The sequence below is a fragment of the Myxococcus sp. AM010 genome, from assembly GCF_013372585.1.
Lineage (GTDB): Bacteria > Myxococcota > Myxococcia > Myxococcales > Myxococcaceae > Myxococcus > Myxococcus vastator.
The window spans coordinates 36,476-47,342 of sequence record NZ_JABXEO010000071.1 but is presented as its reverse complement, the minus strand read 5'-3'; the positions used below and the strand labels follow the sequence as shown (position 1 = coordinate 47,342).

The 10,867-nt window shown below is 71.8% G+C and carries 9 protein-coding genes; 7 read left to right on the top strand and 2 right to left on the bottom strand.

From position 1 onward, the window contains the following. Both HV826_RS27175 and HV826_RS27170 read right to left on the bottom strand, forming a co-directional pair. Positions 1–505, bottom strand: a 505-nt coding sequence (locus tag HV826_RS27175; RefSeq protein WP_176419883.1) for a biotin/lipoyl-containing protein, incomplete at its 3' end; no start/stop codon positions are given. After that, positions 495–3,386: a 2-oxoglutarate dehydrogenase E1 component gene (locus tag HV826_RS27170; RefSeq protein ID WP_176419882.1), complete on the bottom strand. Its 2,892-nt coding sequence runs from the start codon at positions 3,384–3,386 to the stop codon at positions 495–497. The genes HV826_RS27170 and HV826_RS27175, both read right to left, overlap by 11 nt. Positions 3,387–3,595: 209 nt before the next feature. On the opposite strand from HV826_RS27170, the gene fabI reads away from it, so the two are divergent. The 7 genes from fabI to HV826_RS27135 all read left to right on the top strand — a co-directional run bounded on the left by fabI (position 3,596) and on the right by HV826_RS27135 (position 10,847). Then, a complete protein-coding gene (gene fabI, locus HV826_RS27165) occupies positions 3,596–4,414 on the top strand; it encodes an enoyl-ACP reductase FabI (protein WP_176419886.1) in 819 nt (272 codons plus the stop codon). A gap of 184 nt (positions 4,415–4,598) precedes the next feature. After that, positions 4,599–4,985 carry a response regulator gene (locus tag HV826_RS27160; protein ID WP_163784769.1) on the top strand — a complete coding sequence of 129 codons (387 nt, stop codon included), beginning with the start codon at positions 4,599–4,601 and terminating at the stop codon, positions 4,983–4,985. Positions 4,986–4,990: 5 nt separating this feature from the next. Further along, the gene (locus tag HV826_RS27155) at positions 4,991–5,857 is read left to right on the top strand and encodes a response regulator (protein ID WP_176419881.1); all 867 of its coding nucleotides are present in this window, start codon (positions 4,991–4,993) and stop codon (positions 5,855–5,857) included. Beyond that, positions 5,854–7,095, top strand: a complete 1,242-nt coding sequence (locus HV826_RS27150) for a protein-glutamate O-methyltransferase CheR (RefSeq protein WP_176419880.1) — start codon at positions 5,854–5,856, stop codon at positions 7,093–7,095. The genes HV826_RS27155 and HV826_RS27150 overlap by 4 nt, the downstream gene beginning before the upstream one ends. Continuing rightward, positions 7,092–7,640 (top strand): chemotaxis protein CheW, encoded by a 549-nt coding sequence (locus HV826_RS27145; RefSeq protein ID WP_176419879.1) that lies wholly within the window; start codon positions 7,092–7,094, stop codon positions 7,638–7,640. The genes HV826_RS27150 and HV826_RS27145 overlap by 4 nt, the downstream gene beginning before the upstream one ends. Then, positions 7,630–9,783 carry a response regulator gene (locus HV826_RS27140; protein ID WP_176419878.1) on the top strand — a complete coding sequence of 718 codons (2,154 nt, stop codon included), beginning with the start codon at positions 7,630–7,632 and terminating at the stop codon, positions 9,781–9,783. Before HV826_RS27145 ends, HV826_RS27140 begins: the two co-directional genes overlap by 11 nt. Further along, a complete protein-coding gene (locus tag HV826_RS27135; RefSeq protein ID WP_176419877.1) occupies positions 9,780–10,847 on the top strand; it encodes a chemotaxis protein CheB in 1,068 nt (355 codons plus the stop codon). The genes HV826_RS27140 and HV826_RS27135 overlap by 4 nt, the downstream gene beginning before the upstream one ends. Positions 10,848–10,867 lie beyond the last annotated feature (20 nt).

The window sequence follows — 10,867 nt, the reverse complement described above, 5'->3', positions numbered from 1 at the left end:
GGCGGGGACCGGTGGGCTGCGCCGGGGCGGCGGGGGCCTGGGCGGGCGCGGCCGGGCGGTTGAGCTGACCCAGCACGTCGTCCTTGTGCACGCGGCCACCAGCGCCGCTGCCCTTCACCTGGGAGAGGTCCACCCGGTTCTCCTCGGCCACCTTGCGCGCGGTGGGCGTGGCGCGCGCGTCGGACGCGGCGGGCGCCTCCGCGGCGGCGGGAGCGGGCGCGGCGGCGGGAGCCGGAGCCGCGGCGGGCTTGGCGGCGGGAGCGCCGGCGCCCGCCTCGATGAGGCCCAGCACCTCGCCCACGCGGACCTTGTCACCCTCATTGAAGGCGATGCTGGACAGCGAGCCCGCGGACGGGGCCGGCACGTCGATGGTGACCTTGTCGGTCTCCAGGACGACGAGCGGCTCGTCGGCGGTGACGGCCTCACCTTGCTTCTTGTTCCACTTGCCGACGACGGCTTCGGTGATGGATTCGCCCAGGGGGGGCACCTTGATTTCAACGGCCATGCTTGGTCCCTCGGAGGATGGCTTCCTCGATGATGAGCTGCTGCTCGTATTCGTGTGTCTTGGGGAAGCCCGTGGCGGGGCTGGCGGCTTCGGCGCGGCCGATGTAGCCGATCTTCACCTGCTGCTTCGGCTGCGTGGAGGCCAGGTCGTGCAGGCGGGGGAACATGAAGTGCCAAGCGCCGGCGTTGCGCGGCTCTTCCTGTACCCACAGCAGCTCGGCCAGCTTCGGCATCTTCGCCATGAGCCCCGCCAGCACGTCAGCGGCGAACGGGTAGAGCTGCTCCAGCCGGACGATGGCGATGCTTTCGTCCTTGCGCTCGTCGCGCGCCTTCACCAGGTCGTAGTACACCTTGCCGCTGCACAAGAGCAGCCGCGTCACGCCCGCCGGGTCCACCCGGTCCAGGATGACTTCCTGGAAGGTGCCCGTGGCCAGCTCGTCCACCTTGCTGGTGGCCTCCGGCCGGCGCAGCAGGCTCTTGGGCGACATGATGACCAGCGGCTTGCGCACCGGGCGCAGCACCTGGCGGCGCAGCAGGTGGAAGATCTGCGCGGGCGTGGTGGGGTAGCAGACCTGGATGTTGTCCTCGGCGCACAGGTCCAGGAAGCGCTCCAGCCGCGCGCTGGAGTGCTCCGGGCCCTGGCCTTCGTAGCCGTGCGGCAGCAGCAGGGTGAGGCCGCTGAGGCGGCGCCACTTGCTCTCACCGGCGGCGATGAACTGGTCGATGATGATCTGCGCGCCGTTGCCGAAGTCACCGAACTGCGCTTCCCACGCCGTCAGGCCGTCCGGCACGTCCAGGCTGTAGCCGTACTCGAAGCCGAGCACGCCCATCTCCGACAGCGGGCTGTTGTAGACGTGGAAGCCATTCTTTCCCTTGCCGCTGACGAACTGGCGCAGCGGGACGAACTTCTCGCCCGTCTTCACGTCGTGCACCACCGCGTGGCGGTGGCTGAAGGTGCCGCGCTCGCTGTCCTGGCCGGTGATGCGGATGTTGTAGCCCTCGGAGAGCAGCGTGGCGTAGGCCAGCGACTCGCCCTCGCTCCACTGCAGCTCGCCGCTGTCCAGCATGCCCAGGCGCTTCTTGATGACGGTGCGCTCCACGTCGCGGTGGACGTTGAAGCCCTCCGGCAGCGTGGACAGCTTGCGCAGCGCATCGCACAGCACCTGCTTGTCCACCGCGGTGGACACGTCCGCCGCGCTCTTCAGCGAGCCGCCCTGGTAGGGCTTCCACAGGCCTTCCAGCGCGCTGGGCTCCTTGAACTGGCTCTCCTGGCGCGCGCGGGTGAGCGCCGCGTCGAAGTCCTGCTGGCACTTCTGCTTGATGGCCTCGGACTCCTCGGCCGGAATCTTGCCCTGCTCCGCCAGCTTCGCCGCGTAGCGCGTGCGCACCGTCGGGTGCTTGCGGATGATGTCGTACATCGCCGGCTGCGTGAACGCGGGCTCGTCACCCTCGTTGTGGCCGTAGCGGCGGTAGCAGACCAGGTCGATGACGACGTCCGTCTTGAACGTCTGGCGGTACTCGGCCACCAGCTTCGCGATGTGGACGCAGGCCTCCGGATCATCCCCGTTCACGTGGAAGATGGGGATGTCCAGCATCTGCGCGATGGCGGTGGAGTAGAGGGACGAGCGCGAGTCATGCGGGTCGGTGGTGAAGCCGACCTGGTTGTTGATGACGACGTGGACCGTGCCGCCCGTGGTGTAGCCCTTGAGGCCAGACAGGTTGAGCGTCTCCGGCACCACGCCCTGGCCGATGAAGGCCGCGTCGCCGTGGATGAGCAGCGGCATCACGCCGGTGCGCTCGGTGTCTCCGGCGCGGTCCTGCTTGGCGCGCACGCGGCCCTCCACCACGGGGTCCACCGCTTCCAGGTGGCTGGGGTTGAAGGCCAGCGACAGGTGCAGCTTGCGGCCCTGGCGCGTGGTGTGGTCCGACGAGAAGCCCATGTGGTACTTCACGTCGCCGCGGCCCAGGTAGGCCTGCGGGTTCCGGGGCCCGTCGAACTCGCTGAAGATCTGATCCGGCTTCTTGCCCAGGATGTTCGTCAGCACGTTGAGGCGGCCGCGGTGGGCCATGCCGATGACGATTTCCTTCAGGCCCATGCCGGTGGCCACCTCGCCCAGGGCGTCCAGCATGGGGATGAGCGCCTCGCCGCCGTCCAGGCTGAAGCGCTTGGCGCCCACGTACTTGGTGTGGAGGAAGTGCTCGAAGCCCTCCGCGTACGACAGCTTGGTGAGGATGTGCCGGCACTCGTCCGGGGAGAGGTCGGTGCGGTTCTCGCTGAACTCCATCCGGTGCATCAGCCAGCGGCGGCGCTGGCTGTCGAGCATGTGCATGTACTCGACGCCGATGGTGTCCGTGTACGTGCGGCGCAGGCGCGCCAGCAGGTCCGCCAGGCGCACGCGCTGCTCGCCGAACACGCCGTTGGTCTCCACGAGCTGCTCGGACTCGGCGTCGGTGAAGTGGCTGTCATCCACCAGGGCCACGTCCGCCACGTGCTCCAGCGCCGGGCGCGGACGGCCCAGCGGATCCAGCTTCGCGCGCAGGTGGCCGCGCAGGCGGAAGGCGAAGATGACGTGGTCCACGCGGGCCTGCAGCGAGATGTCCTGGACCGTCTGGCCGGGCGCGGCCGCCGGGGCGGCCTGCGGCGCCGCCGCGGGCTGGGCCTTGGCCGCGGCGCCCTTGCCGCCGCCCTGGGGCGCCGCGGGAGCCGGTACCGGCTCCAGCAGCCGGGTGCTGAAGATGGGTCGGCCGGCGCCGTTGCTGCGGTCGAAGACCTCGCGCCAGCTCGCATCCACGCTGGCGGGGTCCTCCAGATAACGGGCGTAGAGGCCCTCGATGAAGTCGATGTTGGCGCCGGAAAGGAACGTGTCCTGGAAATTCGCCATGGCGGTGTCGTCTTTTACTGGATGGGCGCCCCGTTGGGGGGTTTTCGCAGCAACTTTTGTAGCGCCCGCCCGCTGGCCGATAAGCCGCACCCCTTGCCGTGGAGCAGGTGGATTCATGCCCCGGGTGAGCGCAACTTCAACCGTTCCATCCAGAAGGAATGGTAGAGAACGCGTTTCCTGTCTCCCCCTTCCGCAACGAGGCCGTCTCCATGCTGCTCCAAGGCAAGAAGCTGCTCATCACCGGAGTGCTCACGCCTCAGTCCCTGGCCTACGGCATCGCCGAGCACGCGCTGGCACAGGGCGCCGAGGTCCTCCTCACCGGCTTCGGCCGGGCCAGGTCCCTCACCGAGCGGAGCGCCAGGCGCCTCAAGCCGGGGCTGGAGGTGCTGGAGCTGGACGTCACCAACTCCGCCCACTTCCCCGCGCTCACGGACGCCCTGCGCCAGCGCTGGGACCGGGTGGACGGTGTGTTGCATTCCATCGCCTTCGCGCCCGAGGATGCTTTGGGTGGCAACTTCCTCAACACCCCGTGGGAGAGCGTGCAGACGGCGTTCCGCATCTCCACCTTCTCGCTGAAGGAGCTGTCGGTGGCGTGCCTGCCGCTGATGACGCAGGGCGGTTCCATCGTCACGCTGGACTTCGACAACCGCGTCGCCTGGCCCATCTACGACTGGATGGGGGTGTGCAAGGCGGCGCTGGAGTCCACGGTGCGCTATCTGGCGCGCGATCTGGGTCCCAAGGGCATCCGCGTCAACGCGCTGGCCGCCGGGCCGCTGGCCACCATCGCCGCGAAGGGAATTCCGGGCTTCAAGGCCCTGGAGCGTGGCTGGAGCCATCAGGCCCCCCTGGGCTGGAGCGCCAAGGACAGCCACGACCTGGTGGCTCGCACCGCATGTGCCCTGCTGTCGGATTGGCTGCCCTCCACCACCGGCGAAATGATCCACGTGGACGGTGGCTACCACGCCATTGGCGCCCCCCCGGCGACGCCGGACGCGGACGAGCTCCCGCCCAAGCCGGCCGGCGAGTAGTCCCGTCCCCCTGGGAGCATCTGGACCCAGGGGGGATGCCCTGAGGTCATCCGACACCTGCCTGCCCGGACGGATGCCGGGCCGGACCGCCCCCTGTTCTCACGTGAGCGCCCTCACGGTAGAGTCGTGAACGTTTCGCAGGACTCTCCGCGCGTCGCGGGGCCTGCGCAGGAGCCGCCGCACAGTGAGCACCCACAGCACCAACGTCTTGCTGGTGGACGACAGCCCGACGGTTCGCAACATCGTCAAGATCTACCTGATGAACCTCAAGGTCTCGACGCTCGAAGCCGACGATGCGACGCGGGGGCTGCAGATTCTCCGGCTGGTGCCGGTGAGCCTCGTCATCGCGGACATCAACATGCCGGGGATGGACGGCATCACCTTCGTCAAGGAGGTGCGCGCCAGCGCGATGCCGCAGGTGCGCTCGGTGCCCATCCTGCTGCTGACGGCGGAGAAGAACGTGGACCTGCGTCAGCGTGGCACCGAGGCCGGGGCCAACGCCTTCATCCAGAAGCCGGTGTCCCACCACGAGCTGACGGAAACGGTCCGCCAGTTCCTCGCGAAGGCCTGACCGCCGTGAGCCTGCCGTCCCTGCTGCTCGTCGACGACAGCGATGCGATTCTCGCGCTGGAGCGGGCCATCCTCTCCGGCCACTACACCATCCACACCGCCAGCAACGGCCGCGAGGCCCTGGAGAAGGTGGGGCGCCTGCGTCCGGTGGCGGTGTTGCTCGACTTGTCCATGCCGGAGATGGACGGCGACGAGGTCCTCCAGCGGATGAAGGCGGACCCGGCCACGGCCGACATCCCCGTCATCATCATCTCCTCGGAGAAGTCCCGCGCGGAGGCGTGCCTGGGGCTGGGCGCGGAGGCCTTCCTGGCCAAGCCGTTCCGCGCGGAGGAGCTGCTGCAGACGGTGGGCGAGGCCATGACGAGCGCGCGGCAGCGGGCGCGCACGGGCTCGCTGCTGGTGCTGCGCGTGACGGTGGGCGAGCTGGAGTTCGCCATTCCGCTGGACGCGGTGCGGGAGGTGCTGCTGCATCCGGCGACCCGGCCGCTGCCCACCGGGCCGGCGTACCTGCGCGAATACGTAGAGGTGCGGGGCGCGGCGCTGTGCGTGCTGGACGTGGCGCGCCGGCTGGGCGTGGAGCACAAGCTGACGCGCGTGGAGCGCATGCTCGTCGTCATCGAGGCGGAGGGCGTGTCGCTGGCGCTCGCCGTGGACACGGTGAAGGACCCCGAGGAATACGCGGCGGCGGACATCGACCGGCGCGAGCGCGTGGGCGGCGCCGACCATGGTCCGCTGCGCGATGGGCTCATCGGCATGCTGCGGTCCGGAGGGCGCTCGCTGCCCATCCTGGATCCGCGGGTATTCATCGCGCGGGGGCTCCTGCGGGAGCTGCCCGCGATGCTCGAGGCCGCGGAGGCCGGGCGGAACGCATGAGCGGAGCGCTCGACCCGCGGCTGCTGGCCCGCGCGCGGGAGGTGGTGGCCAGCATCACTGGCTTTCGCAATGACGCCATCGCCTCCGAGGCGGTGGAGCGCGTCGTTCGCGCGGAGCTGACCCGCGGGCGCACCGCGCCCGACCTGCTGGGCGAGCTGCTCCACCCCGTCTCCCACCTGGGCACCGCGCTGGTGAAGGCCGTCCTGGTGGGGGAGACGTACTTCTTCCGCCACCCGGAGCACTTCCGCTTCATCTCCCACGAGGCCGTGCCCGCGGCGCTCCAGCGCGGCGCCCTGGCCCTGCGGGGCTGGAGCGCGGGCTGCGCGTCCGGCGAGGAGGCGTATTCGCTGGCCGCGTGTCTCCAGGCGTCGCTGCCGCACGGCTTTCCGGTGGAGGTGCTGGGCACGGACATCCACGAGGCCAGCCTGGAGGCGGCGCGCCGCGCCACCTACGGGACGTGGTCCCGCCGCGAGTCCGCGCCGCGCCTCTTCCCGCTCTACTCGGAGACGGGCGAGCGCGAGGTCACCATCCTTCCCCCTGTCCGCCGCATCACCACCTTCGCCCAGGCGAACCTGCTGGCGCCGCTGCCCGAGCGCTTCGGCCGCTTCGACTTCATCCTCTGCCGCAACGTGCTGACCTACTTCACTCCCGCCGCGCGTGACGCGGCCATCTCCCTCCTGTCGCGCACGCTCAACCCCGGCGGCTGGCTGTTCCTGGGCGCCGTGGAGGTGGACCGTGTCCCCGCGGGCATGGTCCGCGAGGGGCCGCCGGAGCTGCAGGCCTTCCGCCTCCTCACGCCGGAGGAGCTGAGCGCGCGCGCCGCCGCCGCGTCGCGCGCCGCCGCCCGCGCCCGTCCGGTGGCGGCGCCGTCCCGCCGTCCGGTGGCGCCGCTGATGCCCGCGCCGGCGCGCGAGGTGCCCGTGGCGCCTCCGCCGCCGCCCACGCGGCTGCACCTGAATGCGCTGGAGCGCATCGAGGAAGGCGATGAGGTGGGCGCGTCCTCCGTGCTGGAGGCCCTGGTGCGCCAGGCGCCAGACTATCTGCCGGGGCTGCTGGAGCTGGCCCTGCTGCGGGAGCGCTCCGGGGCGCGGGAAGGCGCGGTGCCGCTGATGCGCGCCCTGCGCTCGCGCGCCGAGCGGCTCCCACCCGACCAGGTCGTGGAGGGGCCAGAGGCCCTGCCCGCGCGGTTCTACCAGGCGTCCGCTGACGCCTACCTCAACCAGGGCGCGCTCGAATGAAGGTCACCCCGCGGACGTTGGAAGAGGCCCAGGAGGCCGAGGCGCGCGAGCTGTTGGAGCGGCGCGCGTCCCGCCTGCGAGAGCAGGGGGAGAACACCGTCGAGGAGGCGGTCCACTGGATCGCCGAGTTTCCCCTCGGTGAGGAGCGCTACGCGCTCTCCCTGGAGTCGCTGCGCGCCGCGCTGCCCCTGAAGATGGTGTCGCCGGTGCCGCTGTCGGCGCCGCACGTCGTCGGGGTGCTGCGCTTCCAGGGCCAGGTGCTGGCCGCGCTCAGCCTGGCGTCGCTGCTGGGCGGCCACGGCTGGCGGCAGGACCCGGCGGTGCTGCTGGTGGTGGACCGTGGAGACGGCGAGCTGTGCGCGCTGGACTGCGAGGCCATCCCCCGGCCCACCACGCTGCCCATGAGCGCGGTGGAGGCCGCGCGGGCGCGCGCGGAGGGTGCGGTGATGGAGGTCTTCACGCAGGACCGGCAGCTCATCCACCTCATCGACCTGAAGCGGCTGTTCTCCGCCACGCGCGGCACGGGAGCCCGTCATGCCCGTTGATCCGATGCTGCAGGGGCTCGTCGCGGGCTTCGCCGTCGAGGCCCAGGAAGTGGTCCAGAAGGTCACCATGGACCTGCTGGAGCTGGAGCGCGAGGGCCTGGAGACGGACGCCCTCACCAGGCTCTACATCCGGCTGGGCCGTCACCTGCACACCCTGAAGGGGAGCGCCGCCTCGCTGGGCATGCAGGACCTGAGCGACATCGCCCACAAGCTGGAGGACGCGCTCGCCCCGCTGAAGGCCCACCCGCGGAAGATGCCGCGGCCGGTGGTGGACATCCTGCTCCACGGCCTGGACCTCTTCCTGCTCCGCGCGCAGGCCCACGCGGATGGGCGTGGGGACGCGCTGCCGGACCCGGCCGCCGCCCTGGCGCAGCTGGTGGCGGACGCGCCGCCGCCCGACGAGGCCGCGGCCATGGTCGCCCCCTCCGGGGAGGAGGCCGCCGTCGCCGCGCCGGCTCCAGCCGCGCCCGCGGAGCCCGTGTCCGTGCCGGACGCGGCGCTGCCGGAGTCCGCGGACGCGGGCTGGCGGGTGTCGTCGTGGCAGGTGACGTCGCTGATGCGCGAGGTGGAGCGCCTGCGCGAGGTGCGCCTGCGCGTGGAGGAGCGGGGCCGCGAGCTGGAGCGGGTGGCCGTGCTGCTCGCGAAGGAGGGGCTGCTGGCGGAGACGGCGGAGGCGCGCACGGCGCTGTCCGGCACCGCGCGCTCGCTGCGCACCGACGGCGAGGAGACGAGTGACATCGTCGATGCGCTGGAGGACGGCCTCAAGGCCATCACCACGCGCCCGGTGCGCACCATCCTGGACCCGCTCCAGCGGATGGTGCGCGACCTGTCCCGCCAGCTGGGCAAGGAGGCGCGGCTGTCGGTGGTGGGCGCGGAGGTGTCGCTGGACCGGCGCCTGCTGGAGAAGCTGCAGGGCGCGCTGGTGCACCTGCTGCGCAACGCCGTGGACCACGGGCTGGAGCTGCCGGCGGAGCGCGAGCGCGCGGGCAAGCACCACGAGGGCGCGCTCACCCTGCGCGTGGAGCAGCAGGGCAACCTGCTCTACCTGGAGGCGTCCGACGACGGCGCCGGCATCGACGTGGAGGTGGTGCGCCGCCTGGCCGAGCAGCGCGGCGTCGTCACGCCGGAGGAGACGGCGCGCCTCAACGAGAACCAGCTGAGGGATCTCATCTTCCGGCCCGGCTTCAGCACCCGCACGGACGTGACGGACACGTCCGGCCGCGGCGTGGGCCTGGACGCGGTGCGCGCGTCGGTGGAGGGGCTGCAGGGCCGCATCGAGGTGGCGAGCACGCCGGGGCAGGGCACGCGCTTCATGCTGACGCTGCCCACGGACCTGGGCAGCTCCCCGGTGCTGGTGGTGCGCGTGCTGGAGCAGCTGGTGGGCCTGCCGATGCTGGCGGTGGAGGCCACGCAGCTGGCGCGCGCGGAGTCGCTGCGCCTGGGCAAGCGCCGGGCGCACCTGGAGTACCAGGGGCAGCTGTTGTCGGTGGTGGACCTGGGGGCGCGGCTGGGCCTGCGCGCCCTGGCGCCGCCGACCGAAGGGCAGCCGCTGCTGATTGTCCAGAGCGGTGGCAAGCGCGTGGCGCTGGTGGTGGACGCGGTGGTGGGGGACCGGGACCTGGTCATCCGCCCGCTGCCCTCGGAGGTGCGCGACGTGCCGGCCTGGCAGGGCGCGGCCACGCTCAGCCGCGGTGAGCTGCTGCTCATCTGCCGTCCGGACTGGCTGGTGACGGAGACGGTGCAGGTGCAGGTGTCGGCGCAGCGGCGGGCGTTGGTGGTGGACGACTCGCTGACCGCGCGGGCGCTGCACCGGGCCATGCTGGAGGCCGGCGGCTTCACGGTGCACCTGGCGGCCAGCGGGGCCCGGGGCCTGGACCGGCTCCAGTCGGACACCTACGACGTCGTCATCTGCGACCTGGACATGGAGGAGATGGACGGCATCCAGCTCATCGCGAAGCTGCGTGAGCGCCCGGAGACGGCGTCGCTGCCCGTCATCCTGGTCTCCGCGCATGACAGCGCGGTGGCGCGCGAGCGGGGCCTGAAGGCGGGCGCGGACGGCTACCTCAGCAAGCGCGAGTGCGCCGCGGGCCGGCTGCTGGCGGAGGTGCTGGACGTCATGAGCCGCCGGGGGAGTCGCGCGTGAGCGACAAGCGGCCCATCCGGGTCCTCGTGGTGGACGACTCGCCCACCATGGCGAACATGCTGACGGCCCTCCTCACGGAGGAGCCGCGCATCGAAGTCGTGGGCCGCGCGGGAGACGGCAACCGCGCCGTGCAGCTGGCGCGTCTCTTGCGCCCCGATGTCATCACCATGGACCTGCTGCTGCCCGGCCTGGATGGACCGGGGGCCATCGCCGCCATCATGTCCCAGTCCCCCGCGCGCATCCTCGTGGTGAGCGCGGTGGCGGAGCAGCGCGGCGTGGACCTGGGCTTCCAGGCGATGAGCGCCGGCGCGCTGGAGCTCATCGGCAAGCCCAACGTGACGAACGCGGAGGAGCTGCGCCGCTGGGGCAAGGAGCTGGCGCACTCGGTGTGCCTCATGGCGGAGGTGCCGGTCATCTCCCGTCGGCCGCGCGCGGCCACCGCGCCGCCGCCGCCCACCGGGGCGCGGGTGGACATCTTCGGCGTGGTGGCCTCCACGGGCGGGCCGCCCGCGCTGGCGGACGTGCTGTCCAAGCTGCCGCGCTCGCTGCCGGTGCCGCTGCTCATCGCCCAGCACATCACCGTGGGCTTCACCCAGGGCATGGTGCGCTGGCTGTCCCAGGTGACGCCGCTGCCGGTGGCCATCGCCAGGGACGGCGAGCGGCTGGAGCCGGGCCGCGTGTACTTCCCGCTGGACGGGCATGACCTGCTGGTGGACGAGGCCGGGCTGGCGCGCCTGCAGCCCAGCCGGGGCGGACCGTGCCCCAGCGGGGATGTGATGCTGACGTCGCTGGCCTCCGCCTTTGGCCGGCGCAGCGGCGGGGTGGTGCTCACCGGCATGGGCGAGGACGGCGCGCGGGGCCTCCTGGCCATCCGCAGGGCGGGCGGCGTCACCTTCTCCCAGGACGAGGCGTCGTCGGTCGTCTTCGGCATGCCGCGCGCCGCGCTGGATGTGAAGGCCACCGACCAGGGCGTTCCCCTGGCTTCAATGCCGGAGCTCATCCTCCAGAGCTGTACCTTCGCCCCCTTCCGGGGCGGACGCCCCGAGGGAGGGCCCACCCGGTGAGCCCCTCCTGTGCCTGTTTC

Coding starts and splice junctions, on each gene's coding strand:
- HV826_RS27170 (WP_176419882.1), bottom strand. CDS start 3,386: ATGGCGAATTTCCAGGACACGTTCCTTTCCGGCGCCAACATCGACTTC.
- fabI (WP_176419886.1), top strand. CDS start 3,596: ATGCTGCTCCAAGGCAAGAAGCTGCTCATCACCGGAGTGCTCACGCCT.
- HV826_RS27150 (WP_176419880.1), top strand. CDS start 5,854: ATGAGCGGAGCGCTCGACCCGCGGCTGCTGGCCCGCGCGCGGGAGGTG.
- HV826_RS27145 (WP_176419879.1), top strand. CDS start 7,092: ATGAAGGTCACCCCGCGGACGTTGGAAGAGGCCCAGGAGGCCGAGGCG.
- HV826_RS27140 (WP_176419878.1), top strand. CDS start 7,630: ATGCCCGTTGATCCGATGCTGCAGGGGCTCGTCGCGGGCTTCGCCGTC.